Source organism: Micromonospora sp. NPDC093243, from assembly GCF_044753725.1.
Taxonomy (GTDB): domain Bacteria; phylum Actinomycetota; class Actinomycetes; order Mycobacteriales; family Micromonosporaceae; genus Micromonospora.
Window position 1 is genome coordinate 860,691 of the sequence record NZ_JBIVNT010000002.1, and the last position, 24,473, is coordinate 885,163.

Consider the following 24,473-nt stretch of genomic DNA (forward strand, 5'->3'; position numbering starts at 1 on the left):
GGGGGGCGTCGCGGGTCAGCTCAGGAAGAGCGAAACGGGCAGCGCGACCAGGGTGGACGCCACGGCCAGCGCGGCGGCGCCGATCAGGCGGGGTGGCCGGTCGGCGACCAGCAGCCGCTGCACCCGGACGTCCAGATCCCGGTCGCCCATGCCCAGGGCGCCGACCGGGGTGATCCGGTGACCGGCTGCGGCGAACCGACGTAGCGCACCGGCCAGCGGCGCCTCGGCGTGCAACTCGCGGGCCTTGTCGTCGGCGCGCATCTCGACCAGCAGGGCGACCCGCTCATGCGCCCGCCGGACCCAGCCGAACCAGGGCAGCGCCCGGCAGAGCGCGGTGAACGGCAGCAGCACCAGGTCGTGCCGCTCCTCGGCGTGTGCCCGCTCGTGGGTGAGCACGGCGGCCAGCTCGGCCCGGTCCAGCAGGCTCAGCGTCCCGGCGCTCACCACCACCCGAGGCTTCACGCCGGGCAGGCAGTACGCCGCCGCGCTCGGATGGTCGAGCACCAGCGCGCCGGGCGCGGCGGGGTCGTTCCGGGCCACCAGGGTGAGCAGCTCCCGGTGCCGGCGCTGTGCGCGGACCGCGCCGTGGATGCTGCGCACGGTGGTGGTCAGCAGCACCGCGCCGATGCCGAAGCCGAAGCTGACCCCGGCCAGGTGCAGCACCCCCAGCCCGGCGGGGAGGGTGTCGTGCAGCAGGTCGTCGAAGAGGGAGACCAGGGCGGTGCCGGTGGGCTGGTCGTACGCGGTCAGCCCGAGCGCCATCGGCAGGCCCATGGCGGAGAGCCCGAGCGCCAGACCGACCGCCTGCCAGCAGACGATGGCCACCCGTGGGCTGCGCCACGTCCAGGTGGATCGGGCGAGCACCTGCGCGGTCAGCCGGCAGGCCAGGACGGTCAGGGCGAAGTGCAGGGCGTACGCCATGGCAGCCGCCCTACCGGTCCGCGGCCTCGTCGGCGGGGGCCGGGCGGGTGGCCGGCGGGTCGATCTGATCGGTGAGCGCGTCCTCGGCCGGCCTGGCGCCGGCGGCCTCGGCGGAGAGCGCGGCGCGCAGCACCTCGGCCTCCGTGCCGGTCACCGAGCGGGCGAAGCGCACCAGCGCCGCGTCCCGGCTGCCGCCCAGGTCGAGCGCGTCGAGCATGAGCTGGGCGATGTGCCCCTCGCGGGTGCCCGCGGCGCGGTAGCGCCAGGCCCGGCCCTCCCGTTCGCGCTGCACCATGCCCTTGCCGGCCAGTCGGTCCAGCACGGTCATCACCGTGGTGTAGGCCAGCTCTCGGCCGGCCAGCGCGTCGGCCACCTCCCGCACCGTGACGCCGTCCGACGTGCCGGGGACCGAGTCCCAGAGCACGTCCATCACCGCACGTTCGAGATCACCAAGCCGAGTCACGCCACAATCCTACCCCCGGTAGTAGACCCCTCCCCGAGGCGGCACCGCGTGAGCTGACCCTCCTCGCGGACCCGGACCGGCGAGGGTTTCCGGGGGAGCCCGCCCGCGTCGGGATCAAGCCTGACCGCCCAGAGCGGGCGGGCTCCCCCGGAAACCCCACAGAGCGAGGGACCGCGACTCACACCCCCTTGGGATGCCAGACCGTCTTCGTCTCCAGCAGGGTGGTCATCCGGGTCACGCCGGGGTCGGCGAACCAGTCGTGGTCCGCCGGGGCCGGCCGGAGCACCCGCTTGAGGTTCTCGGCGGCCTTGACCTCCAGGTCGGCGGCGAGTTCGGCGTCGACGACCCCGGTCAGGTCGATCGCGTTGACGTCCATGTGGCTCGCCAGCGTCGGCACCGTCTCGGAGATCCGGCCGGTGAGCAGGTTCACCACGCCACCGGGCAGATCCGAGGTGGCCAGCACCTCGGCGAGGGTGACCGCCGCGAGGGGCTGCGCCGGCGACGCGGCCACCACGACGGTGTTGCCGGTCACGATCGCCGGGGCGACCACGCTGACCAGGCCGAGCAGCGCCGGCTGCTCCGGGGCCACCACGGCCACCACGCCGGTCGGCTCCGGCGCGGAGAGATTGAAGTAGGGGCCGGCCACCGGGTTCGCCCCGCCGTACACCTGGGCGAGCTTGTCGGACCAGCCGGCGTACCAGACCCAGCGGTCGATCGCCGCGTCCACCTCGTCGGCCGGGACACCGAGCGCGACGAACTGCTCGCGCCGGCCCTCCAGCATCTCCGCGACCCGGTAGAGGATCTGACCCCGGTTGTACGCGGTCGCTCCGGCCCAGCCCTTCACGGCGGCGCGGGCGGCGACCACGGCGTCCCGCGCGTCCTTGCGGGAGGCAAGAGAGACGTTGGAGTCCTGCACGAGATACGACCGTCCCGACTCGCTGCGCGGGAACTTCCCGCCGATGAAGAGCTTGTACGTCTTGCGTACCGCGACCCGCTCAGACATTGAGGTAGCCCTCCAGCCCGTGCCGGCCGCCCTCGCGACCGTAGCCCGACTCCTTGTAGCCGCCGAACGGCGAGGTGGGGTCGAACTTGTTGAACGTGTTGGCCCAGACGACGCCGGCGCGCAGCCGGTCGGCCATCCAGAGGATCCGGGAACCCTTGTCGGTCCAGATTCCGGCGGACAGCCCGTAGGGCGTGTTGTTCGCCTTCTCCACCGCCTCGGCCGGGGTACGGAAGGTGAGCACCGAGAGCACCGGGCCGAAGATCTCCTCCCGGGCGATCCGGTGCGCCTGGGTGACCCCGGTGAAGATGGTCGGGGCGAACCAGAAGCCCCGGTCGGGCAGCTCGCACGGCGGCGACCAGCGGTCCGCGCCTTCGGCCGAGCCCGCGTCGGAGAGTTCGCGGATCCGGGCCAGCTGGGCCGCCGAGTTGATCGCGCCGATGTCGGTGTTCTTGTCCAGCGGGTCGCCGACCCGCAGCTGGGCCATCCGCCGCTTGAGCGACTCCAGCACCCGGTCGGCGACGTTCTCCTGGATCAGCAGCCGGGAGCCGGCGCAGCAGACGTGCCCCTGGTTGAAGAAGATCCCGTTGACGATGCCCTCGACCGCCTGGTCGATCGGCGCGTCGTCGAAGACGATGTTGGCCGCCTTGCCGCCCAGCTCCAGGGTGAGCTTCTTACGGGTGCCGGCGACCGAGCGGGCGATGGCCCGGCCGACCTCCGTCGACCCGGTGAACGCGACCTTGTCCACCCCCGGGTGCTCGACCAGCGCCCGGCCGGTCTCGCCCGCGCCGGTGACGATGTTGACCACACCGGCCGGCAGCTCGGCCTGCTGGCAGATCTCGGCGAAGAGCAGCGCGGTCAGCGGGGTGGTCTCGGCCGGCTTCAGCACCACCGTGTTACCGGCGGCGAGCGCCGGGGCGATCTTCCAGGCCAGCATCAGCAGCGGGAAGTTCCACGGGATGACCTGCGCCGCCACGCCGAGCGGCCGGGGGTTGGCGCCGAACCCGGCGTGCTCCAGCTTGTCGGCCCAGCCGGCGTAGTAGAAGAAGTGCGCGGCGACCAGCGGCAGGTCGACGTCCCGGGATTCCTTGATCGGCTTGCCGTTGTCCAGCGACTCCAGCACCGCCAGCTCGCGGGAGCGCTCCTGGATGATCCGGGCGATCCGGAACAGGTACTTGGCCCGGTCTCGGCCCGGCATCGGGCCCCAGACCTTCTCGTACGCCGCCCGGGCGGCCTTGACCGCGCGGTCCACGTCCTGGGCGCCGCCCTCGGCGACCTCGGCCAGCACCTCCTCGGAGGCGGGGTTGATCGACTTGAAGCTGCCGCCGTCGGTCGGGTCGACGAACTGTCCGTCGATGAAGAGCCCGTAGGAGGGCTTGATGTCCACCACCGAGCGGGACTCGGGGGCGGGGGCGTATTCGAACATCGGGCTCAGTCCAGGGTGAAGTAGTCGGGGCCGGCGTAGACGCCGGTCGTCAGCTTGGTGCGCTGCATCAGCAGGTCGTTGAGGAGGCTGGAGGCGCCGAAGCGGAACCAGTCCGGGTCCAGCCAGTCCGCGCCGACCGTCTCGTTGACCATCACCAGGTACTTGATCGCGTCCTTGGTGTTCTTGATGCCGCCGGCCGGCTTCACGCCGACCTGCCGGCCGGTGGCGGCGCGGAAGTCGCGCACCGCCTCCAGCATCACCAGGGTCACCGGCGGGGTGGCGGCCACCGGAACCTTGCCGGTGGAGGTCTTGATGAAGTCGCCGCCGGCGAGCATGGCCAGCCAGGAGGCGCGCCGCACGTTGTCGTACGTGGCCAGCTCGCCGGTCTCCAGGATCACCTTCAGGTGCGCGTCGCCGCAGGCCTCCTTGGTGGCGACGATCTCGTCGTACACCTCGGAGTAGCGGCCGGCCAGGAAGGCGCCGCGGTTGATCACCATGTCGATCTCGTCGGCGCCGGCCGCGACGGCCGCCCGGGTGTCGGCGAGCTTGACGTCGAGCGGCGCCTGCCCGGACGGGAAGGCGGTGGCCACGCTGGCCAGGTGCACCTTGCTGCCCCGCAGCACCTCGGCCACGTACGGGACCATCGCCGGGTAGACGCAGACCGCGCCGACGTGCGGGCAGGACGGGTCGGCCGGGTCCGGGCGCAGCGCCTTGGCGGCCAGCGCCCGCACCTTGCCCGGGGTGTCGGCGCCCTCGAGCGTGGTGAGGTCGACCATCCGGATCGCCAGGTCGATCGCCTGGGCCTTGGCGGTGGTCTTGATGGAGCGGGTGCCGAGCTGTGCCGCCCGCTGCTCCGCGCCCACCTGGTCCACGCCGGGCAGGCCGTGCAGGAAGGTCCGCAGAGCGGTCTCGGATCGTCCCAGCTCGGAGAGGTCCGACCGGGCCGACGTCGCTGTCGCCGTCATGGCAGGAAGTCTACGCATCCACCGCGTCAGTGATCTTGGTCACTGCCGTCCCGGTCCGGCTGTCCGCGGGCGTCGGAAGTGAGCGGCGTCGCCCGTCCGCCCGCGACGGCGTATCGGCCCGCTGCGTTCGGTAGGTTGAGCGATCGTGGACGTACACGTCATTGACCACCCGCTGGCCCAGTCCCGGTTGACTGCCATGCGGGACGAGCGCACCGATTCCTCCTCGTTCCGGGCGGCGCTGCACGAACTGACCACCATGCTGGTGTACGAGGCGGCGCGCTCCTTCCCGGTCGAGCGGTACCCGGTGCAGACCCCGGTCACCAGCACCGAGGGCACCCGGCTGGCGAACCCGCCGCTGCTGGTCCCCGTGCTGCGCGCCGGCCTCGGCATGGCCGACGCCGCGCTGGGCCTGCTGCCGGAGTCCTCGATGGGCTTCGTCGGCCTGGCCCGGGACGAGGAGACGTACGAGCCGCGCGCCTACATGGAGTCCCTGCCCCGGGACCTGGCCGGCCTGCCGGTGCTGGTGCTCGACCCGATGCTCGCCACCGGTGGTTCGCTGGAGCACTGCTGCCGGCTGCTCGCCGACCGCGGCTGCACCGACATCACCGTGCTCTGCGTGCTGGCCGCGCCGGTCGGCATCGAGCGGCTGGAGCGCTCCGGACTGCCGCTGCGCCTGGTAACGGCGTCGATCGACCAGGACCTCAACGACCGGATGTTCATCGTCCCCGGGCTCGGTGACGCGGGCGACCGCCAGTTCGGCGGGATGCCCCGCTTCTGACCTCGGTCCGACCCTCGGCGAGTTCGTGCGCGGGGTGCGCGTAGCGGCTACCGTTCCGGGCCATGACTGGTGTTGCGCTCGCCGAGGAGTTGCTGCTTCTCGCGTACGACGACGAAACCGGCAAGGCGACCATGCCGCGGATCAGCCTCGATCTGGGCATGGCCGCCGCGGTGCTGATCGAGCTGGCCCTCGCCGGTCGGATCGCGTACGACGACGGAAACCTGGCGGCGGTCGACCCGACACCCACCGGCGAACCGATCGCCGACGCGGTCCTCGCCCGGATCGCCAGCGACACCCCGCACACCCCCGCCTCCTGGGTGCAGCGGCTGCGGCACGGCCTGCGTGACCGGATCCTCGGCGACCTGTGCACCCAGGGTGTGGTGCGGGACGTCGACGAGACCGAGCTGGGCTTCATTCACGTGCACCGCTATCCGGTGGTGGACACCTCGGTGGAGGCGGACACCCGACGGCGGCTGGCCGAGGCGCTCACCGGCGGGCTGGTCCCGGACGAGCGGACGGCCGCGCTGGCCACCCTGGTCGCGGTGCTGCGGATGGAGTCCGCGCTGGGCGTGGACGGGCAGACCGCCGAGGAGGCCCGCCAGCGGCTGGCAGAGATCGCCACCGGCGCCGGGTTCTCCGGCGAGGTGAGCCTGGACGACTCCGTGGTCCGCCCCTCAGTGGGCCTGGTCGTAGCCGCCCTAGCCCAGGCAGTCGACCAAGCCCTAGGCCCCCGCCGCTGACTTCCACCCCCCACCCACCTGCTGCTGTTGTTGATCAAGAGGTTTGCGTCAGGATTCGCGGCTTCCCTGACGCAAACCTCTTGATCAACGCGTCACAGGCCGAGGGCGGTGGCGATTTCTGAGCGCAGGGCGGCCACGGACTGGGTGGCGCGGTCGCGGGCGGCGCCGACCTCGCCCTCCGCGACCGGCTCCACCACCTCCAGGTACGCCTTGAGCTTCGGTTCGGTGCCGGACGGGCGGATCACCACCCGGGCGGCGTCGGTGCGCAGGATCACCACGTCCGACTCGGGGAGCAGGTCCTCGGTCGCGGTCACCGGGTGCCCGAGCAGCGTGGTCGGGGTGGCCGCCCGGACCCGCGCCATCGCGTCGGCGATCTCCCGCAGGTCGTCCACCCGCACCGAGAGCTGGTCGGTGTGGTGCACGCCGAACTCGGCGGCCAGCTCGTCCAACCGGTCGGCGAGGGTGCGCCCCTGCGCCTTGAGCCCGGCGGCCAGCTCGGCCACGGTCAGCGCGGCGGTGATGCCGTCCTTGTCCCGCACGTGGTCGGGGGCGACGCAGTAGCCGAGCGCCTCCTCGTAGCCGAAGACCAGCGGCGCCGAGCCCCCGCCGGCCCGCACGATCCACTTGAACCCGGTCAGCGTCTCGTCGTAGGGCAGGCCCCGGGCGGCGCACATCGCCCGCAGCAGCGACGACGACACGATCGTGGTGGCGTAGAGGCCGGTCACGCCGCGACGCATCAGGTGGTCGGCGAGGAGCACGCCCACCTCGTCGCCGCGCAGCATCCGCCAGCCGGTGACCGCGTCCCGCACGGCGACCGCGCAGCGGTCCGCGTCCGGGTCGTTGGCGATGGCGATGTCGGCCGCGGTGGCGTCGGCGAGCGCGACCAACTTGTCCACCGCGCCGGGCTCCTCCGGGTTGGGGAAGGAGACCGTGGGGAAGGCCGGGTCCGGCTCGGCCTGCTCGGGCACCACCCCGGGCACCGGGAAGCCGGCCCGGGCGAAGGCGGCGGTGAGCACCGCCGCGCCCACCCCGTGCAGCGGGGTGTACGCCACCGACAGCTCCCGCGACCCGTCCGGCGCGATCACCGCGGTGGCCCGCTCCACGTAGGAGGCCACCAGGTCGTCGCCGAGCACCTGGCCGGGCGGGCCGAGCGGCACCTCGGTCAGCGGGCCGACCGCCCGGATCGCGGCCTCGATGCCGGCGTCCGCCGGCGGCACGATCTGCGCCCCCGCGCCCAACTCGCCGCCGAGCTCGGCACCGAGGTAGACCTTGTAGCCGTTGTCCTGCGGCGGGTTGTGGCTGGCGGTGACCATCACTCCGGCCACCGCGCCGAGGCGCCGGACGGCGTACGCGAGCACCGGGGTCGGCAGCGGTCGGGGCAGCAGCAGCGCCGCTCGCCCCGTCCCGGTGGCCACCTGGGCGGTCCGCTCGGCGAACTCCCGGGAGCCGTAGCGCGCGTCGTACCCGATCACCAGCGGGCCGGTGCCGCCCTGGGCGGCGAGCCAGCCGACCAGCCCGGCGGCGGCCTGGGTGACCACCGCGAGGTTCATCCCGTTGGGGCCGGCCCGCAGCGGGCCGCGCAGCCCGGCGGTGCCGAAGGTCAGCGGGCCGGCGAAGCGGTCGGCCAGCTCCGGGGCGCTCGCCGGCAGCCGGTCGAGCACCGCCCGCAGCTCCGCCCGGCTGGCCGGGTCCGGGTCGTCGTCGAGCCAGCGTCGGGCTTGCTCGCGAATGTCGTCGATGTCAGTGGTTTCCGCCGGCATGCCTCTTGATAGCACGCCGGCGGATCACCGCTGACGGTTCCCTCCGGCTCAGCCCGCGGCGGTGAGCTGGAACGTGCGCACCATCTCGTCGAAGATCGGCTTGCTCTCCGCGAACTCCGTGTCGGTCGAGCTGAGGTAGAACGAGTAGATCTTTCCCCCGCTGACCACGCCCCGCCAGACGCCGTGTCGCCTGGTGTCGCCCTCGCCGCAGGTGTACTCGAACTCGGCGGCCGGCTTGCCGGCCAGCTCCTGCTCGGTCATCGAGAGCTGGGTGTACGGCTTGGGGCAGGACTTCGCCTTCTTCAACCCACCCTCGGCGATCTCGGCCCAGCGCATCGAGCTGCTGCCGCCGAAGTTCTCGGTGAGGATGCGCACCTTGCGCCCGGAATTCTCCGGGTCGACATAGTCGATGTAGACGCCACCGGTCGCCCGCTCCCAACCCTTGGGCACCATCACCTGGACGCCGCGGGCGGAGTGTTCCTGCATCTCGACGCCGGGGCCGGCGGGTGCGGTGGCCGTCGGCTGGGCCTGCGGCGCCGGGGGCGCAGGGTCGTCGCCGCCGGACAGGGCGATCGCCCCGATCAGCAGCAGCACGGCGACCCCACCGGCCGCGGCGAGCTGGACCTTGCGCGGCCAGCCCTTGACGGTGCCGACCAGCTCCCCGCCCATCCGGCGGGCCCGGTCGAGCGGTTTGCCACCCGCGTCGGGCGGGTTGGCCGGCGCGGCCCAGGGCTGGCCGGTGCCCGGCACCGACCACTGGCCGCCGCCGTACGTGCCCCCCACCCGCTGGGTGGCGTCGGACCCGCCCGCGTAGGGGACGGCCTGGGTGGCGTCCGGTCGGGCGCCCCAGGTGACCCGCTGGGTGGCGTCCGGGTGGGCACCGGCATCCACCCGCTGGGTGGCGTCGGCGCCACCGTAGGTGCGGCCGGTCGCCGGGCGGCCCGGCGTCGGCATCGCGCCGGTGGGCGTGTGCAGCGGACCGGCCAGCGCGTCGGCGCTGGTCTCGTCGAGCGCGGCGGCGGCGTCGTCGGCGGCGGGCTTCGGCCGCTCGCCCCGGCGCAGCTCGGCCAGCCGGTCGGTCAGCGACTCACCGGGGGCGAGCATCGCCCGCCCGCCGATCTGGCCGCTGGGCTTGGGCTCCGGCTGGGCCGGCGGTGGGGGCGTGACCGGGCGCTGCACGGGCACCACGGCGTACGGGTCGGTCACCGAGTGCACGGCGGTGGCGGTGCTGCCCAGCGGGCCGGCCAGCAGCTCGCGGAGCATGGCCCGGGAGGTGTGCACGTCGAGCCGGCGGCTCGGGTCCTTCTCGAGCAGGCCCATCAGCACCCGGGTCAGCGGGCCGCTGCGCTGCGGCGGGGCGGGCGGGTCCTCGACCACCGCGTGCATGGTCTCGATCGGGTCACCCTTGTCGAACGGGGGACGCCCCTCGACCGCCGTGTAGAGCGTCACACCGAGCGAGAAGAGGTCGCTGGGCGGACCGAACTCCTGGCCCATGGCCCGCTCGGGGGAGATGAAGTGCGGCGAGCCGAGCACCATCCCGGGCGTGGTGAGCTGCACGTCGGTGGGCATGCGGGCCACCCCGAAGTCGGTCAGCACGCAGCGGCCGTCGGAGCAGATCAGCACGTTGGCCGGCTTGACGTCGCGGTGCAGCACGCCGATCGCGTGCGCCACCTCCAACGCGCCGAGCAGGGCGATGCCGATCTTGGCCACCGCGCGCGGCGCGACCGGGCCGTCCTCGATCACCATGTCGGCGAGGCTGCGGGCGTCCAGCAGCTCCATCACGATCCACGGCCGGCCACCCTCGGTGACCACGTCGTACACCTGCACCACCGCCGGGTGCTGGATCGCCGCGGCGGCCCGGGCCTCGCGGAGCGTGCGCTCGTACATCGCGTCACGGTCGCTGGGGGCCAGCCCCGGGGGGAGGACGACCTCCTTGACCGCCACGTCCCGCCGCAGCAGGGTGTCTGTGGCACGCCAGACCGTACCCATGCCGCCGTTGCCCACCGAGGAGCGCAGCGAGTAGCGACCACCGATGGTGGTGCCGGGTGCCGCACGCCCGTTGGGAGGACTGGCAGGTCCGCCGCTCCAGGTCGGGATCTGAGTCACAGAAGAGCCACCGGGGGATATCGAGGGGGCTGGGACACAACCCCCCTATCTTGCTGGTTCCGACGCCCGATGCGAAAGCCGACGCGTCGGACGTTTATCGAAGTCCACGTTCCGTACCCGGCTGTTCACCTGAGGTCGACCTTCGTGGACGCAGTGTGCGGTATCCCTCACCCGGTCCGGCCGCCCGGCGTCCTACCATCCGGTAATGAGCGAACGGCGGTCAAGCGAGTCCGGTTTCCCGATCAAGGGCGTCTACACGGCGGCCGACCTCCCGGCGGAACTGGACTCCCGGCTGGGCGGCCCCGGCGAGTTCCCGTACACCCGCGGGGTCTACCCCACCATGTACACCTCCCGCCCGTGGACCATGCGTCAGTACGCCGGCTTCGGCACCGCCACCGAGTCGAACGCGCGCTACCACCAGCTGCTGCGGGCCGGCACGATGGGCCTCTCGGTCGCCTTCGACCTGCCGACCCAGATGGGCTACGACTCCGACGACCCGATCGCGCACGGCGAGGTGGGCAAGGTGGGGGTGGCCATCGACTCCATCGAGGACATGCGGCTGCTCTTCGACGGGATCCCGCTGGACAAGGTCTCGACCTCGATGACCATCAACGCGCCCGGCTCGGTGCTGCTCCTGCTCTACCAACTGGTGGCGGAGGAGAACGGGGTCCCCGGCTCGGCGCTGAACGGGACCATCCAGAACGACATCCTCAAGGAGTACATCGCCCGGGGCACGTACATCTTCCCGCCGAAGCCCTCGCTGCGGCTGGTCGCGGACACCTTCGGCTACTGCCGCGCCGAGGTGCCGAAGTGGAACACCATCTCCATCTCCGGCTACCACATGGCCGAGGCCGGGGCGTCTCCCGCCCAGGAGATCGCGTTCACCCTGGCCAACGGGGTGGAGTACGTCCGGGCGGCGCTCGCCGCCGGGCTGGCGGTGGACGACTTCGCCCCCCGGCTGTCGTTCTTCTTCGTGGCCCGCACGACGCTGATCGAGGAGGTCGCCAAGTTCCGGGCGGCCCGGCGGATCTGGGCCCGGCTGATGCGCGACGACTTCGGCGCGAAGGATCCGAAGTCGATGATGCTGCGGTTCCACACCCAGACCGCGGGGGTGCAGCTCACCGCCCAGCAGCCCGAGGTGAACCTGGTCCGGGTCGCGGTGCAGGGGCTCGCCGCGGTGCTCGGCGGCACCCAGTCGTTGCACACCAACAGCTTCGACGAGGCGATCGCGCTGCCCACCGAGAAGGCGGCCCGGCTGGCGCTGCGTACCCAGCAGGTGCTGGCGTACGAGACCGACCTGACGGCCACCGTCGACCCGTTCGCCGGCTCGTACGTGGTCGAGGCGATGACGGCCGAGCTGGAGGCGGCGGCGATCGAGCTGATGGACCGGGTCGCCGACCACGGTTCGGCGGTGGACGCGATCGAGGCCGGGTTCCAGAAGCGGGAGATCGAGCAGTCCGCGTACCGGATCGCCCAGGAGATCGACTCTGGTGAGCGGGTGGTGGTGGGGCTGAACCGGTTCCGGATCGACGACGAGGAGCCGTACGAGCCGCTTCGGGTCGACCCGGCGATCGAGGCGGCGCAGGCGGAGCGCCTGGCCCAGCTGCGGCGGACCCGGGACGCCGGTGCGGTGGAGCGGGCCCTCGCCGAGCTGCGTGCCGCCGCCGACGGCACCGAGAACGTGCTCTACCCGATGAAGGACGCGTTGCGGGCCCGGGCCACGGTCGGCGAGGTCTGCGGGACGCTGCGCGAGGCGTGGGGCCTCTACCGGCCCACCGACCGGTTCTGAGTCGGCGCACCGCAACCCGGCACCGGTCCCGGTGCCGGGTTGCTGTCGTGTTTCCGCTGGTCAGGTGCGTGATGCTCGGGTTCGTCGAGCGCTACAGTCGAAGAAAGTCCCCGGCCGGTGCGGCGTGGCCCCGACCGATGTGGTGTGTGCCCACGAGGTTTGCGGGTACCCCGACCGGGTGAACGGGGACGGACACCCTGTGCGGTCTTCCCGCACCGGTGCATGTGAGCGTCGATAGCCGTTCGTTGCGGAGAGTGGTCGGCTAATTGCCGGAGTGTCGGTTCATCAGACCGACTAATGCGACAATTCGCAACGAGAGGCCCAGTCCGGACGCTCGATTTCGTGACCGCTGAATCGGTTACGCGTTGTAGGAGGTGAGACGGCGGATGACGGCGTTCGAACGCGATCTACCTGCTGTCCCGCCGATCCCCGAGCGCTCTCAGCAGGGCATTCGTGACGCTGCGCGGTCCGATCACTACCGTAACGAGGTTGCGCAGCGTCACCGGCGGAGGTCTAGGCTGTCTGCTGTTCCCGATGATCCATCCATCTCTAGTGATCGAGAATTCGACGTGACGAGTGCGATGATGCTGCCGACCGGCAGCCAGCTGGCGTCGCCCTGGCCGGAGGCGCCATCCGGGTCCCACCCCCTGCCGTTCGAGTTGGACAACCTGCTCGCGCTACGGGTACCCGGCCTCATCGCCACCCGTCGTCACATCCACGCGCACCCGGAACTCTCCGGCAGCGAGTTCTCCACCGCCGCGCTGATCGCCCGGGAACTCTCGCTGGCCGGGCTGAACCCCCGGATGCTGCCCAAGGGCAACGGCGTGCTCTGCGACATCAACGGCCGCCCCGACGGTCCGGTGATCGCCCTGCGCGCGGACATCGACGCGCTGCCGCTGACCGACGTCAAGGACGTCCCCTACCGCTCCACCGTGGACGGCGTCTGCCACGCCTGCGGCCACGACGTGCACACCTCGATCATGCTCGGCGTCGGCATGCTGCTGGGTCAGCTCGCCGCCCTCGGCGAACTGGACGGCCGGGTCCGGCTGATCTTCCAGCCGGCCGAGGAGATCCTGCCCTGCGGCTCGCTGGAGGTCATCGAGGCCGGCGGCCTGGACGACGTGGTGCAGATCTTCGCGCTGCACTGCGACCCCAACCTCCCGGTGGGCCAGATCGGCCTGCGGGTCGGCCCGATCACCGCCGCCGCGGACAACGTCACCGTCCGGCTGACCGGGCCCGGTGGGCACACCGCACGCCCGCACCTCACCGTCGACCTGGTCGACGCGCTCGGCCGGCTGGTCACCGAGGTGCCCGCGCTGGTCAGCCGCCGGGTACCGGCCAACAGCGGGCTGCTGCTGGTCTTCGGCCACGCATCGGCCGGTACCCGCTACAACGTCATTCCCTCCGAGGCGTGCGCGGCCGGCACCCTGCGGGTGATGGACCGCGACACCTGGGAGCTGGCGCCGAAGATCGTCGCTCAGGTGGTGCGGGACGTGATCGCCCCGACCGGCGCCACGGTCGACCTGGAGTACCTGCGCGGCCGGCCGCCGGTCAGCAACGACTCGCGGGCCATCCAGGTCCTCACCGCCGCCACCACGGCCGCCCTCGGCCCGGAGGGCGTCGCGGAGACCCCGCAGAGCATGGGTGGCGAGGACTTCTCCTGGTACCTGGAGTACGTCCCCGGCGCGCTGGCCCGGCTGGGCGTCGGTCGGTCCGGGCCCAACGTCGACCTGCACCGCGCCTCGTTCGACGTCGACGAGCGGGCCATCCCGGCCGGCGTCCGGGTCATGGTGCAGACCGCGCTGCGGGCACTGGCGGCGGCGCGCTGACCGCTGCCGCGGGCCGACGACGACGCCGCCGGCGCAGCACCACGAGCAGCGCCGCCACCGGTACGCCGAACGCGATCAGCCACGGCAGCACCGCGCCCAGCACGGTCAGCAGGATGGTCATCGAGGCCAGGAAGACCTTCCAGCCGCCGTTCAACCCGACCAGGAAGCCGATTTCGGACTCCTCGTCCGCCGTGCTCACGTCCGGCCCCACCAGGGTCAGCGTGATGGTGGAGAGCGCGGTCAGGTCGGCCAGCCGCCGCTTCTTCGCCTCCAGTGAGGCCAGGTCGGCCTCCCGCCGGGCCAGCTCGCCCTCCAGCGACACCAGGTCGGTGATCGTGGTGGCCCGGGCGAGCAGCCGACGGGCGCTCTCCACCCGGGCGCGCTGGCTCGCGATCCGCGCGTCCAGATCGATGGTCTCCTCGGTGACGTCCTGGGTGTGGATCTCCCGCCGCTCCTGCCGGCCCAGCTTGGCCAGCTCGTCGATCACCCCCGTGAACCTCTCCGCCGGCACCCGAAGCTCCAGCTCCGCCCGGGCGTCCGCGTCCGAGCTGGAGCGCTGGTCACCGCCGATGAAGCCACCCACCGCGGTCACCGCCGTCACCGCGCTGCGAGCGGCGGTGTCCACATCGTCCACCTGGACCAGCATCGATCCGGTGTAGATGATCGAGCGCTGGTCGACGCGCAGGTCGGGCGCGCCCGCCCCGGCCTCGGCCGGCGCGCCGCCGCCCGCCGCGTCGCGGTCCGCCGCACCGGCTGCCGGCGCCTCGTTCGAGGTCGCCGAGTCATCGCCGGAGTCGCCGGCTCCGCAGCCGCCCAGCACCAGCACCGCCACCAGTCCCAGCGCCGCCAACGGCGCGCCGCGGTGGCGTCGTACCCGCACGTCCATCCCCGCTCCCCTCTGCTCGCCCGGATGGGCGATACCTCGGACGCGGCGCGCCAGCACGCCGGTTCCGGCAGACTGCGCTGAGGACGTCACGATTCGATAATCGAGGAGTCACGATGCAGCTCACCAAGTACGCCCACTCCTGCCTACGGGTGGAGCACGACGGTGGCGTGCTGGTCATCGACCCCGGGGTCTTCAGCGACCCGGCAGCGCTCGACGGGGCGGACGCGGTACTGATCACGCACGAGCACCCGGACCACCTGAATGCCGAAGCGATCACCCGCCAGCTCGACCGGCGACCGTTCACGGTGCACGGGCCGGCCTCGCTCGCCGCGCCCCTGGCCGACGCGGCGGAGGTGTTGCAGCCGGTCCAGCCCGGCGAGCGGTTCACCGCGGCCGGAGTGGCGATCCGCGCCTACGGCGGACAGCACGCGGTGATCCACCCGGACATCCCGGTGGTGGCGAACCTGGGTTTCCTGATCAACGACGTGGTCTACCACCCGGGGGACTCGCTGGTGGTGCCCGACCAGCCGGTCGACACGCTCTTCGCGCCCATCCACGCTCCCTGGTCGAAGTTCTCCGAGGTGGTCGACTTCATCCGGGCGGTCGCCCCGCGCCGGGCGTACGCGTTGCACGACGCGCTGCTCAACACGAACGGGCTGGGTGTGCTGGACCGCCAGTACACGGCGCTGTCCCACACCGAGTACCAGCGGCTGGAGCCCGGTACCCGGCTGGACGCCTGACGCGATGGCCGACCCCTCCGCCGAGCTGGTGCGGCAGCTCTACAGCACGCCCCCGGACCGTTTCGTCGCGGCCCGGGACGCGGCGGTCGCCGAGGCCCGGGGTGCCGGTGACCCGGCCGCCGCCCGGCAGATCGCCCGGCTGCGCCGCCCGACCGTGGCCGCCTGGCTGGTGAACCTGCTCGCGATCCGCCGGCCCGAGTTGGTCGCCGACCTGGTGCAACTCGCCGAGGCGTTGCGCACCGCCCAGCGCGAGCTGCGCGGGCCCCGGCTGCGGGAACTCTCCGCGCAGCGGCGGGCGGTGGTCGGCGCGCTCGTCGCCGAGGTGCGCAAGCTCGCCGCCGGGGAGGCCGGCGCCCCGTCGGCCGGGAAGCTGCCGTTGGCCGAGGTGGAGGCGACCCTCAACGCGGCGCTCGCCGACACCGAGGTGGCCGAGCAGATCCAGGCCGGGCGGCTGCTCCGGGCGGCCAGCTACGCCGGCTTCGGCGAGACCCCCCGCCCGCAGCTGCGCCTGGTCACCGGGGGCGACGAGGAGGGCGAGGAAGCGGCGGAGCGCCGGACCCGGCGGGACACCGGACGCGCCCCGGCCCAGCGACCGCCGGGCGGCCGGTCGGCCGACCGGGCCGCGGAACGTGCCGCCCAGGCCGAGCGGGCCGCCCGGGCCGAGCGGGCGCGGCAACGCCGGGCGTTGGAGCGGGAGCTGACGAAGGCGCGTACCGATCAGCGGCGCGCCGAGTCGGACCTGGCGGACGCGACGGCGGCCGAGCGCGACGGCGCTGCCGCACTCGACGGGATCGAGACCGAGCTGGCCGAGCTGGAGCGGCGGCGGGCGGTCGCCGAGCAGGAGCTGAGCCGGGCCAAGCTGGCCCGGCGCGGGGCGGAGCGGACGCTCACCACGGCCCGGCGGCGCACCGGCGAGGTGGAGGCGGCGGTGGAGGCGCTGGAGGCCGACGAGGGGGCTGCCGGGACGGGCGGTGAAGAGGCAGACTGACCTCGATGGACGGACGTGGGATGCGGGCGGGACCGGCCCGCTCCGGCGCGCGCGGGCAGGCCCGATGACGCCGGAGCAGGTGGCCGCGGCCAGCAAGCCGATGGTGCTCGACCTCGGCGACGCGTTCAGCCGCTGCCCGATCACCCTGCGCCGGGCGCGACTGCTCGGCATCTCCGGCTGGGCCTTCTACGTCAGCGGCCGGGCCGGCGCGCTCGGTGACGTACGCGCGGAAACGGCGGCCGCCGCGCTCGGCTTCATCGCGCCGGACGCGGTGGCGGACGGCTGGGACGGCGCGGCCCGCACCGTCCGGCCGTTCGAGGTGGCCGCCGCGACGCTCGCCGAGTGCTGCCGGTGGGGCTCGCAGCACCTGGACAGCGTCCCCGGGGTCGACCGGCTCGCCGGGCTGCTGGAACGCGCGGTCGGCGCGGCCGACGCCAGCGGCATGCCACTCTTCGCCGCGTGGCGGGCGATGCCGGTGCCGGGCCGGACGGCCGGGGCGCGGGCCGCGGCGGCGCTGCGACTGCTCCGGGAGCACTTCGCCGGCGCCTACCTGCTCGCCGTCCGGGCCAGCGGGATGACGCCGCTGGAGTCGGTGCTGGCCGGGCCGGAGGGGGAGGCGGGCGCGATGGCCTGCGGATGGGCGCCGCCCTACCCGCCGGTCGGGCCGCTGGTCCGCCGCCGGCTCTGGGCCGAGGCGGTGACCGACCGGCTGGCCGCGCCGGCGTTCGCGGCGCTCGGCCCGGTCGACGGCGTCGAGCTGCTCGACCTGCTGACCGCCGCCCGGGCGCAGTCGGCCCCGGTGGCCCGGTCCGGCCCGGCCGCCTGATCGGCGATCGCCGCCGGGCGCCGGGCGGTAAATCGGCGGCGCGGCGGGTCGTCCCCTGCCAGGATCGCCCGTGTGACCCTTCCCGCTGGCTGGAGCGCGCGCCGGCCCACCCTCGACGACGTCCCCGCGATCCTCGCCGTGGTGCACGCCGCGGACACCTTCGCCGTCGGCTATCCCGACTTCGACGCCGAGGACGTCGAGGCGGCGCTGACCGGCCCGTACGTCGATCCGGCCCGGGATCACTGGCTGGCCCTGGACCCGGACGGCACGGTGGTCGGTTGGGCCAGCGTCGACAACCCGACCGGCGTGGGGCGGGAGTTCGTGGAGGTCTACGTCGACCCGGAGCAGGGGCACCAGGTACGCGGCCCGCTGCTGGCCCGCCAACTGGACCGGGTCGCCGAGCGGGCCACCGAGCGTGAGCTGCCGGCGCTGACCGTGCGGTGCGCGGTGTTCGAGCCGGAGCGCGACTGGCAGCGCGCCCTGGGCGACGCCGGCTTCACCCTGGCGAAGCGCTACGTCCGGATGCGCCGTTCGCTGGCCGACCTGCCCGCCGAGCCGCCCCCGCCGCCCGGGGTGACGGTCCGCCCGGTCCGCCCCGACGACGAGCTGGACCTGCGGGAGTTCCACCGGATCTTCGACACCGCGTTCCGGGACACCCCCGACTACGAGCCGCTCGGCTACGCCGAGTGGCGCAAGAAGATCACCCAGCACGGCACCACCTGGGACGAGTGGTTCGTCGCCGAGGTGGACGGGGTGGCGGCAGGCGGGCTGCAATCCTCCGACCAGGCGCTCGACCAGAACGAGGGCTTCGTCCGCAGCCTCTCCGTGCTGCCCGCCTTCCGGCGTCGGGGGGTGGGCGCCGCGTTGCTGCGCCGGGCGTTCGCCCGCTACGCGGAGAAGGGCCGCAGCTCGGCCGGCCTCGGGGTCGACCTGGCCAACCCCACCACCCCGCTGTCGCTCTACCGCTCGGTGGGGCTCGCCGAGACCCGGTGGACCGACATGTACGAGCTGGTCGTACCGGCCGCGCCGGGGGCCGGTGTGTGATTGACGACGCTGCCCGGGGTCGGCGAGCGGCCCGGGTCGCGGCGGTAGCAGACTGGCGGTGTGCGACAGCCTCTAGGCCGACGCGGTGCCGGTGGGGCGGGACCGCAGCTCGGTGACGTAGTCGTCCGGCGCGCCCGCCTTCTCGGCGGCGGTCGCGATCTCCGAGAGGTACCACGCGGTCGGCAGGCCACCCTCGTAGCCGTCGAAGACGTAGACCCACGCGGTCACGTCGCCGTCGAGGGTCGAGACCCGGACGTGCAGCTTGCGGTACGTGCCGGCGGTGACGCCCTCGATCTCGTCGAGCTGGGCGGCGTCGTAGGGGTGGATGTCGTAGAGCGCCGCGAAGACCCGGTCGCCGGGGGACTCGACCACGGTGCTCACCGCGCCCTCCCAGCCGATCACGTCGGCGCCGGCGAAGGTCAGCCGCCAGCCCTCCAGCCAACCGGTGCCCACCATCGGCGAATGCGGGCAGTAGGCGCGCATCCGGGCGGGATCCAGGTTTGAGCCGTAGGCGGCGTGAAGACGCACGGCGATGACGATAGCCCGGCGGGCGGGTGGGGGAGAATACGACAGTGCGTGTCGGACGCGTTCGGGAGAAGAAAGTCACTGTGAGCATCGACGAAGGGCGAAGGCTGTGAGCCGGATCGTGATCATCGGCGGGGGGCCGGCCGGCTACGAGGCGGCCCTGGTCGCCGCGCAGCTGGACGCTGAGGTCACCGTGGTGGAGGCCGAGGGCGCCGGCGGGGCCTGCGTGCTGTCCGACTGCGTACCGTCGAAGACCTTCATCGCCAGCTCCGAGGTGGTGACCGGCTACCGGGACACCGAGGAGTTCGGGGTGCACTCCGACGGGCTGGAGGCGGTCACCGTCGACGCCCGGGCGGTGCACGAGCGGGTCAAGCGCCTCGCGTTGGCCCAGTCGGCCGACATCCACGCCAAGCTGCTCAAGGCCGGGGTCACCTTCGTGGCCGGCACCGCCCGGCTCGGCGAGGACACGCTCGGTCACACCCACCGGGTGTTGGTCACCCCGACCGACGGCGGCGACGAGTACTCGATCGAGGCGGCCACCGTGCTGGTCGCCACCGGCGCCACCCCGCGCCAGCTGCCCACCGCACTGCCGGACGGCGAGCGCATCCTGACCTGGCGCCAGGTGTACGACCTGCCGGAGCTTCCCGAGCACCTGATCGTGGTCGGCTCCGGCGTGACCGGCGCCGAGTTCGCCAGCGCGTACCTCGCGATGGGGGTCGAGGTCACCCTGGTCTCCAGCCGCGACCGGGTGATGCCGCACGAGGACGCCGACGCGGCCTCGGCGATCGAGCGGGTGTTCCGGGCCCGGGGGATGAGCATCCTCAACAACTCCCGCGCCGACGCGGTCCGCCGCACGGAGGCGGGCGTCGAGGTCGAGCTCTCCGACGGTCGCAAGGTGTACGGCTCGCACGCGCTGATCGCGGTCGGCTCCATCCCCAACACGGCCAACCTGGGGCTCGCCGAGTACGGCGTCGAGCTGGCCCGCGGCGGCTACGTCACCGTCGACCGGGTGTCCCGGACCAACGTCCCCGGCATCTACGCCGCCGGCGACTGCACCGGGGTGCTGCCGCTGGCCAGCGTCGCGGCCATGCAGGGCCGGATCGCGATGTGGCACGCGCTCGGCGAGGCGGTCCGCCCGCTGCGGCTGCGCACCGTCGCCGCGAACGTCTTCACCGACCCCGAGCTGGCCACGGTGGGGGTCTCCCAGGACGAGGTGGACGCCGGGAAGGTCCCGGCCCGGCAGGTGATGCTGCCGCTCTCCGGCAACGCCCGGGCCAAGATGGACGACCTCGCCGACGGCTTCGTGAAGCTCTTCTGCCGCCCGGCCAGCGGCCAGGTGATCGGCGGTGTGGTGGTCGCACCGAAGGCCAGCGAACTGATCCTGCCGATCACCATGGCGGTGGAGAACAACCTGACCGTCAACGAGCTGGCCCAGACCATCACCATCTACCCGAGCCTCTCCGGCTCCATCACCGAGGCCGCCCGCCAGCTCATGCTCCACGAACTGGAGTAACCCCCTTCGACGCGCCGATCATGGAGTTGTGGTGGGCGTTCCGGGGCGGAACGCCCCTTTCGCGAGGCACCACAACTGCATGATCGCCCGGTGCCCTGCTGAAGGTGAGGGCGATGGTGGCGAGGACGGCGACCTCGGCGAGGATGAGCAGCCGCTCGGCCAGGCCGATCAGCAGCCGGTCGCCGGGGTAGGCGGACCAGATCATCGCCGCCGCGAGGACGAGGCTGGTCAGCACCAGGCCGCGTAGCAACCCGGCGACCGGGGCGAGGTGGGCCCGGCGGGCGAGCAGCCAGCCGGCGACCGGCAGCGCCAGGAAGGCGACCACCGAGGCGTACCGGTGCAGGTACGCGGCGGTGGTCATCGGCGTACCGGGCTCGTTCGTCGGCACGAGGGCGGCCAGCAGCAGCCCGGCCACCCAGGCCCCGAGCAGCAGTTCGGCGGCGGGGGCGCGGGCCCCGGTGCGGCGCAGGCCGGGCAGCAGGACCGCGGTGGCGAGCGCGAGCAGCACCATGGCGACGTCGATGACGCCGCCCCGGTCGGAGACCGCGAAGTCGCTCACGGTCAGCGCCCACGGGTTCAGATCGTCGTTGACTTCGAGGTGACCGATCACGGCGAGCAGGGCCGCGACGGCGATTCCGCCGAGGGCGAGCAGGCCGGCGCTCCGGGTTCCAGGCATGCCTCAGCCTGTCGCCGGAAGCACCCGAAGCGGATCGGGGCCGGCCACCGAAATCGATCCCCGGGACCACCCCTAGGACGCGCGGTCACGCCCCCTGCGGGTACGCCTTCCGGCGCCGGACGCCGCTCATCGACGGATGCGGCCGACGGCCCATGGCGGCGGGCAGGTCAGTCGACCGGGACCTCGGCGCGAGCGTGCCGGGCACTGACCAGGGTCATCGCCCAACCGGCGGCGGCGAAGCCGGCCGCCGCCACGACGGCGATCACCGCGAGCCGCCAGGCCGATTCGGTCAGCGCGGTCCCGCCGAGGTGCCCCACCATCGCGCCGTAGGTCGCCCAGCCGAGCGCGGCGGCCGTCTCGTAGATCATGAAGAGTCGGTACGGGTAGCGGCTGCGGCCGGCCGAGAAGTGGGCCGCCATCCGGCCGCCGGGCACGAACCGGCAGAGCAGGATCACCAGCGGCCCGGGGCGACGTAACCCCTGGGTGACCCGGTCGGCGACCCGCCGGGTCCGGCTCGGCTCGGCATGTCGGGGGGCCCGACGGTCGGGCGCGCTGCGGCCGAGCAGGTAGCAGGCGAGGTCCCCGGCGAGCACCCCGAGGGTTCCCACGGCGATGGTCAGCGGCAGGTCCAGCCCGCCGTACACGGTGAGCGCCCCGCTGGTGATCATGATGACCTGGGTGGGGATCACCGGGATGAAGGCGTCCGCCGCCAGGAGACCGAGCAGCGCGAGGTACGCCCACGTCGGCGAAGCGACGTCAGTTAACAGTTCGGGCACGCCTGCCACCTCGCCGGATCCGGCCGATTGGGTGTACTGAGCCTGACGGCGTGTCCGGCGTCACCGTGGACAGCCCTGGCCGGTGGTGACCGCCGACACGGCAGGGCCACCCAGGTACAACGACCGTCCGGGCCCGCAGGTCACGGGCTGCGTGACGGTCGGCGGATCGGCGTCCGTCGGCGTACCGTTGTCGGCGCGCGGCCCCGTGACCGTCGGATCCCCCGTTTCCGACGATCGGGCCGCGGAGGGCGGCCGGCAGGTCCCGTGCCGGCCGCCCGCCCCTCTCGGGGGCCTGACGACCCAGCCGGAAATTCGCATGATCATCTGCCCCGGTCGGCCGGGGCACGCCGGTACGGTCGGCCGCATGGCCCGGCTTTCTGAGATCACCTTCCGGCTGCCCGACACGCCTGAGGCGCACGCCTTCCTCACCCACCTGCGCACGCTCCTCGCCGACGTGCCGTACGCCTCGGAGGCGGTCGGCCGCCTCAGGCTCACCCCGCCGCGGCCGGACGGAGCCCGGCCGGTGACCACGTTCCTGCTGGCCGACGTGCCGGAGCCGGAGATCGCTCTCGACACCGGGCAGACCATCGGCGGCGGCGGTGGGGCGGCACCCGACGAGCAGGGCCCGCCGGCCGGGATCGAGCTGGCAGAGCTGGCCCGGCGGCTCGCCGGGCACGTCCCGCGCGTCGACCACACGGGGGTGAACCTGCCCACCTGCGCCGTCCGGCCCGAGCAGTGGCAGAGCCTGGTGGCTGCCGTCGCCTCGACCGCGACGATGTACCGCTATCCCACCGGTGAACCGTGGCCGTTCGTGCTTCCGTCGAGCGCTGACGAGCTCCGGCACGGCATCGCGGACTTCGTCGTCGGGCGGGAGCCCCGATTCGAACTGGTCCACGACCCGTGGCGGACGTATCCGGAGTGGCAGTTCGCCCTCTGGACCGACCTGACGCGTGCCCAGCTCGAACTGCTCTTCCCCGACCCTCAGGGGATGACCGCTCCGGGTCTGGAGGACATTTTCCGGGTCGTTCCGATCCGCAGTCCCTGGTCGGGACTCGGGATCCGCTTCGACCTCTGCTACCGCATCGACAACGGCCCGTCGGACTGGGAGACCGGCGAGTGGCTCGTGCGGGCCGGCGGCCGGATCCCTCCGACGCCGTAGGCCGCCGGCGCTGTCCACGGACGGCCCCGGCCACCCGCCGGCGCCGTCCACGGCCGGCCGCGGCCATCTGCCGGTGGAGGGTGGAGCGGGAGGCCCGACCGGAAATCCGGGTGCGGACGCGGCTGACGCACGGATACCGTCGCCGCATGCGCAGCGCGGATCTGACCACGACGCCGGGAATCCCCGGCGCGCCGCACTGACGTCTTCGTCGACGAGGCCCCGGGGCGATCCGCCCCCGACGGCCGCGCGGCGTTCGGTGACCAGATCGCCTCCGGGTCGTACCCGATCAAGGAGAGCGACATGATCGACCACCGCAGGCTCGGCCGTGAGCTGGACCTGTTCGTCTCCCACCCGCTGGCCGGCGCCGGGCTGCCGATCTGGCTGCCCGCCGGCGCCGCCGCCCGGCACGCGGTCGAGGAGTACGTCCGGGAGTTGGAGCGGCGGGCCGGCTACCAGCACGTCTACTCGCCGCCGCTGGGCAAGCGGGAACTCTTCGAACTCTCCGGCCACCTCGGCTACTTCGCCGACGACATGTTCCCGCCGATGCAGGTGAGCGACGACGACGAGTTCGTGCTCCGGCCGGCGCTCTGCCCGCACCACGCCCTGGTCTTCGCCGCCCGGGGCCGCTCCTACCGGGAGCTGCCGCTGCGCATCGCCGAGCTGGGCGGAATGTACCGGTCCGAGCGCTCCGGGGTGCTCGGCGGGCTGTCCCGGGTACGGGCCATCTCGCTCAACGACGCGCACAACTTCTGCGCGCTGGACCAGGTGGGGGAGGAGGTCGCCGAGATCCTCCGGCTGATCCGCGAGGCGCACGCCGCGCTCGGCGTCCGCCCGGCCGGGTTCCGGCTGTCGCTGCGCGGACCGGGGCAGAAGTACGTCGGCGACGACGCCCAGTGGGCGCGCGCCGAGGAGCTGCTGCGCGCCGCCCTGGCCGGGTTGGAGTACGCCGAGGCGCCGGGGGACGCGGCCTTCTACGGGCCGAAGATCGACATCCAGATCGTGGATGCCGCCGGCCGCGAGTCGACCCTCGCCACCGTCCAGCTCGACTTCGACAAGCCGGAGCGGTTCGACCTGTCCTACACCGACCGGGACGGGTCGCGGCGGCGGCCGGTGATGGTGCACCGGAGCCTGGTCGGCAGCATGGAGCGGCTCTTCGCGTACCTCATCGAGGTGCACCAGGGCGCCTTCCCGGCCTGGTACGCGCCGGTCCAGCTGGCGGTGCTTCCGGTCGACGACGGGCAGGCCGCCGCCGCGGCCGACCTCGCCGGGCGGGGCGAGGCGGCCGGGCTGCGGGTCGAGGTGGACGCCGCCGGATCGCTCGGCGCGCGGGTCCGCGACGCGGTCCGCCGCCGGGTGCCGTACGTCGCGGTGATCGGTGCCCGGGAGGCCGCCGGCGGGCTGGTTGCCCTGCGGTTGCGCGACGGCCGGGGGTTGGACCCGATGCCGGTCGAGGCCGCGCTCCGGCTGGTCACCGGCGTGGTGGCCGCCCGCAGCGCCGACCTGCTGCCCAGCTGAACCGGACCCCGCGCCGGCGCGCCGTGCGCCGGGCCCGGCGCCGGCACC

22 protein-coding genes are annotated in these 24,473 nt (G+C 73.4%); 11 read left to right on the forward strand and 11 right to left on the reverse strand.

Features of this window, described 5'->3' with window-relative positions; genetic code table 11:
- Positions 1 to 15: 15 nt before the first annotated feature.
- The 5 genes from ACIP9D_RS08865 to deoC form a co-directional block, all read right to left on the reverse strand.
- Positions 16 to 921, reverse strand: coding sequence for a M56 family metallopeptidase (locus ACIP9D_RS08865; protein ID WP_350867416.1), 906 nt, complete (start codon positions 919 to 921; stop codon positions 16 to 18).
- Between the two features lie 10 nt (positions 922 to 931).
- Entirely contained in the window at positions 932 to 1,384 is a 453-nt protein-coding gene (locus tag ACIP9D_RS08870; RefSeq protein ID WP_350867415.1) for a BlaI/MecI/CopY family transcriptional regulator, read from the reverse strand.
- Between the two features lie 178 nt (positions 1,385 to 1,562).
- Positions 1,563 to 2,387, reverse strand: coding sequence for an aldehyde dehydrogenase family protein (locus ACIP9D_RS08875; protein WP_350867413.1), 825 nt, complete (start codon positions 2,385 to 2,387; stop codon positions 1,563 to 1,565).
- Positions 2,380 to 3,810 (reverse strand): aldehyde dehydrogenase family protein, encoded by a 1,431-nt coding sequence (locus tag ACIP9D_RS08880; protein ID WP_350867411.1) that lies wholly within the window; start codon positions 3,808 to 3,810, stop codon positions 2,380 to 2,382. Before ACIP9D_RS08880 ends, ACIP9D_RS08875 begins: the two co-directional genes overlap by 8 nt.
- 5 nt (positions 3,811 to 3,815) lie before the next feature.
- The gene (gene deoC, locus ACIP9D_RS08885) at positions 3,816 to 4,775 is read right to left on the reverse strand and encodes a deoxyribose-phosphate aldolase (RefSeq protein WP_350867409.1); all 960 of its coding nucleotides are present in this window, start codon (positions 4,773 to 4,775) and stop codon (positions 3,816 to 3,818) included.
- Between the two features lie 145 nt (positions 4,776 to 4,920).
- On the opposite strand from deoC, the gene upp reads away from it, so the two are divergent.
- Together upp and ACIP9D_RS08895 are read left to right on the forward strand one after the other, a co-directional pair.
- Positions 4,921 to 5,553: a uracil phosphoribosyltransferase gene (upp, locus tag ACIP9D_RS08890; RefSeq protein WP_350867407.1), complete on the forward strand. Its 633-nt coding sequence runs from the start codon at positions 4,921 to 4,923 to the stop codon at positions 5,551 to 5,553.
- Positions 5,554 to 5,615: 62 nt separating this feature from the next.
- Positions 5,616 to 6,293 (forward strand): GPP34 family phosphoprotein, encoded by a 678-nt coding sequence (locus tag ACIP9D_RS08895; RefSeq protein ID WP_350867405.1) that lies wholly within the window; start codon positions 5,616 to 5,618, stop codon positions 6,291 to 6,293.
- Positions 6,294 to 6,385: 92 nt separating this feature from the next.
- On the opposite strand, the gene ACIP9D_RS08900 is transcribed toward ACIP9D_RS08895, so the two are convergent.
- Both ACIP9D_RS08900 and ACIP9D_RS08905 read right to left on the reverse strand, forming a co-directional pair.
- Positions 6,386 to 8,053, reverse strand: a complete 1,668-nt coding sequence (locus ACIP9D_RS08900) for a phospho-sugar mutase (protein ID WP_350867403.1) — start codon at positions 8,051 to 8,053, stop codon at positions 6,386 to 6,388.
- Between the two features lie 48 nt (positions 8,054 to 8,101).
- Positions 8,102 to 10,159: a serine/threonine-protein kinase gene (locus ACIP9D_RS08905; RefSeq protein WP_350867402.1), complete on the reverse strand. Its 2,058-nt coding sequence runs from the start codon at positions 10,157 to 10,159 to the stop codon at positions 8,102 to 8,104.
- Positions 10,160 to 10,364: 205 nt separating this feature from the next.
- Between ACIP9D_RS08905 and ACIP9D_RS08910 the strand changes: the two genes are divergently transcribed.
- Both ACIP9D_RS08910 and ACIP9D_RS08915 read left to right on the forward strand, forming a co-directional pair.
- Positions 10,365 to 11,948, forward strand: coding sequence for a methylmalonyl-CoA mutase family protein (locus ACIP9D_RS08910; RefSeq protein WP_350867400.1), 1,584 nt, complete (start codon positions 10,365 to 10,367; stop codon positions 11,946 to 11,948).
- 569 nt (positions 11,949 to 12,517) lie between these two features.
- Complete coding sequence (locus ACIP9D_RS08915; RefSeq protein WP_350867398.1) at positions 12,518 to 13,777, forward strand: amidohydrolase; 1,260 nt, start codon at positions 12,518 to 12,520, stop codon at positions 13,775 to 13,777.
- On the opposite strand, the gene ACIP9D_RS08920 is transcribed toward ACIP9D_RS08915, so the two are convergent.
- Complete coding sequence (locus tag ACIP9D_RS08920; RefSeq protein ID WP_350867396.1) at positions 13,734 to 14,663, reverse strand: DUF4349 domain-containing protein; 930 nt, start codon at positions 14,661 to 14,663, stop codon at positions 13,734 to 13,736. The genes ACIP9D_RS08915 and ACIP9D_RS08920 overlap by 44 nt on opposite strands.
- A 113-nt stretch (positions 14,664 to 14,776) precedes the next feature.
- On the opposite strand from ACIP9D_RS08920, the gene ACIP9D_RS08925 reads away from it, so the two are divergent.
- The 4 genes from ACIP9D_RS08925 to ACIP9D_RS08940 all read left to right on the forward strand — a co-directional run bounded on the left by ACIP9D_RS08925 (position 14,777) and on the right by ACIP9D_RS08940 (position 18,261).
- Entirely contained in the window at positions 14,777 to 15,403 is a 627-nt protein-coding gene (locus ACIP9D_RS08925) for an MBL fold metallo-hydrolase (protein ID WP_350867394.1), read from the forward strand.
- 4 nt (positions 15,404 to 15,407) lie between these two features.
- On the forward strand, positions 15,408 to 16,391 hold the full coding sequence (locus ACIP9D_RS08930) for a hypothetical protein (RefSeq protein ID WP_350867392.1): 984 nt from the start codon (positions 15,408 to 15,410) through the stop codon (positions 16,389 to 16,391).
- A 64-nt stretch (positions 16,392 to 16,455) separates the two neighbouring features.
- Positions 16,456 to 17,217, forward strand: a complete 762-nt coding sequence (locus ACIP9D_RS08935; RefSeq protein WP_350867391.1) for an SCO6745 family protein — start codon at positions 16,456 to 16,458, stop codon at positions 17,215 to 17,217.
- 72 nt (positions 17,218 to 17,289) lie between these two features.
- Complete coding sequence (locus ACIP9D_RS08940) at positions 17,290 to 18,261, forward strand: GNAT family N-acetyltransferase (RefSeq protein WP_350867389.1); 972 nt, start codon at positions 17,290 to 17,292, stop codon at positions 18,259 to 18,261.
- A 72-nt stretch (positions 18,262 to 18,333) separates the two neighbouring features.
- Here the strand turns inward: ACIP9D_RS08940 and ACIP9D_RS08945 are convergent, their stop codons facing one another.
- Positions 18,334 to 18,789 (reverse strand): gamma-glutamylcyclotransferase, encoded by a 456-nt coding sequence (locus tag ACIP9D_RS08945; protein ID WP_350867388.1) that lies wholly within the window; start codon positions 18,787 to 18,789, stop codon positions 18,334 to 18,336.
- 106 nt (positions 18,790 to 18,895) lie between these two features.
- Between ACIP9D_RS08945 and ACIP9D_RS08950 the strand changes: the two genes are divergently transcribed.
- Positions 18,896 to 20,299, forward strand: a complete 1,404-nt coding sequence (locus ACIP9D_RS08950) for an NAD(P)H-quinone dehydrogenase (RefSeq protein WP_350867386.1) — start codon at positions 18,896 to 18,898, stop codon at positions 20,297 to 20,299.
- Here ACIP9D_RS08950 and ACIP9D_RS08955 read toward each other — a convergent pair.
- Both ACIP9D_RS08955 and ACIP9D_RS08960 read right to left on the reverse strand, forming a co-directional pair.
- A complete protein-coding gene (locus ACIP9D_RS08955; RefSeq protein ID WP_350867384.1) occupies positions 20,277 to 20,975 on the reverse strand; it encodes a DUF998 domain-containing protein in 699 nt (232 codons plus the stop codon). The genes ACIP9D_RS08950 and ACIP9D_RS08955 overlap by 23 nt on opposite strands.
- Before the next feature lie 167 nt (positions 20,976 to 21,142).
- Positions 21,143 to 21,751 carry a DedA family protein gene (locus ACIP9D_RS08960; RefSeq protein WP_350867382.1) on the reverse strand — a complete coding sequence of 203 codons (609 nt, stop codon included), beginning with the start codon at positions 21,749 to 21,751 and terminating at the stop codon, positions 21,143 to 21,145.
- A 364-nt stretch (positions 21,752 to 22,115) separates the two neighbouring features.
- Here ACIP9D_RS08960 and ACIP9D_RS08965 point away from each other — a divergent pair, with 364 nt between their 5' ends.
- A complete protein-coding gene (locus ACIP9D_RS08965) occupies positions 22,116 to 22,910 on the forward strand; it encodes a hypothetical protein (protein ID WP_350867380.1) in 795 nt (264 codons plus the stop codon).
- Positions 22,911 to 23,210: 300 nt separating this feature from the next.
- Complete coding sequence (thrS, locus tag ACIP9D_RS08970; protein ID WP_350867378.1) at positions 23,211 to 24,425, forward strand: threonine--tRNA ligase; 1,215 nt, start codon at positions 23,211 to 23,213, stop codon at positions 24,423 to 24,425.
- The last annotated feature ends 48 nt before the right edge of the window (positions 24,426 to 24,473 follow it).

Excerpts from the sequence above, each read along its gene's own strand:
- ACIP9D_RS08865 (WP_350867416.1), bottom strand. The coding sequence starts at position 921 with ATGGCGTACGCCCTGCACTTCGCCCTGACCGTCCTGGCCTGCCGGCTG.
- ACIP9D_RS08875 (WP_350867413.1), bottom strand. The coding sequence starts at position 2,387 with ATGTCTGAGCGGGTCGCGGTACGCAAGACGTACAAGCTCTTCATCGGC.
- ACIP9D_RS08880 (WP_350867411.1), bottom strand. The coding sequence starts at position 3,810 with ATGTTCGAATACGCCCCCGCCCCCGAGTCCCGCTCGGTGGTGGACATC.
- deoC (WP_350867409.1), bottom strand. The coding sequence starts at position 4,775 with ATGACGGCGACAGCGACGTCGGCCCGGTCGGACCTCTCCGAGCTGGGA.
- ACIP9D_RS08895 (WP_350867405.1), top strand. The coding sequence starts at position 5,616 with ATGACTGGTGTTGCGCTCGCCGAGGAGTTGCTGCTTCTCGCGTACGAC.
- ACIP9D_RS08900 (WP_350867403.1), bottom strand. The coding sequence starts at position 8,053 with ATGCCGGCGGAAACCACTGACATCGACGACATTCGCGAGCAAGCCCGA.
- ACIP9D_RS08910 (WP_350867400.1), top strand. The coding sequence starts at position 10,365 with ATGAGCGAACGGCGGTCAAGCGAGTCCGGTTTCCCGATCAAGGGCGTC.
- ACIP9D_RS08920 (WP_350867396.1), bottom strand. The coding sequence starts at position 14,663 with ATGGACGTGCGGGTACGACGCCACCGCGGCGCGCCGTTGGCGGCGCTG.
- ACIP9D_RS08925 (WP_350867394.1), top strand. The coding sequence starts at position 14,777 with ATGCAGCTCACCAAGTACGCCCACTCCTGCCTACGGGTGGAGCACGAC.
- ACIP9D_RS08930 (WP_350867392.1), top strand. The coding sequence starts at position 15,408 with ATGGCCGACCCCTCCGCCGAGCTGGTGCGGCAGCTCTACAGCACGCCC.
- ACIP9D_RS08935 (WP_350867391.1), top strand. The coding sequence starts at position 16,456 with ATGACGCCGGAGCAGGTGGCCGCGGCCAGCAAGCCGATGGTGCTCGAC.
- ACIP9D_RS08955 (WP_350867384.1), bottom strand. The coding sequence starts at position 20,975 with ATGCCTGGAACCCGGAGCGCCGGCCTGCTCGCCCTCGGCGGAATCGCC.
- ACIP9D_RS08965 (WP_350867380.1), top strand. The coding sequence starts at position 22,116 with ATGGCCCGGCTTTCTGAGATCACCTTCCGGCTGCCCGACACGCCTGAG.
- thrS (WP_350867378.1), top strand. The coding sequence starts at position 23,211 with ATGATCGACCACCGCAGGCTCGGCCGTGAGCTGGACCTGTTCGTCTCC.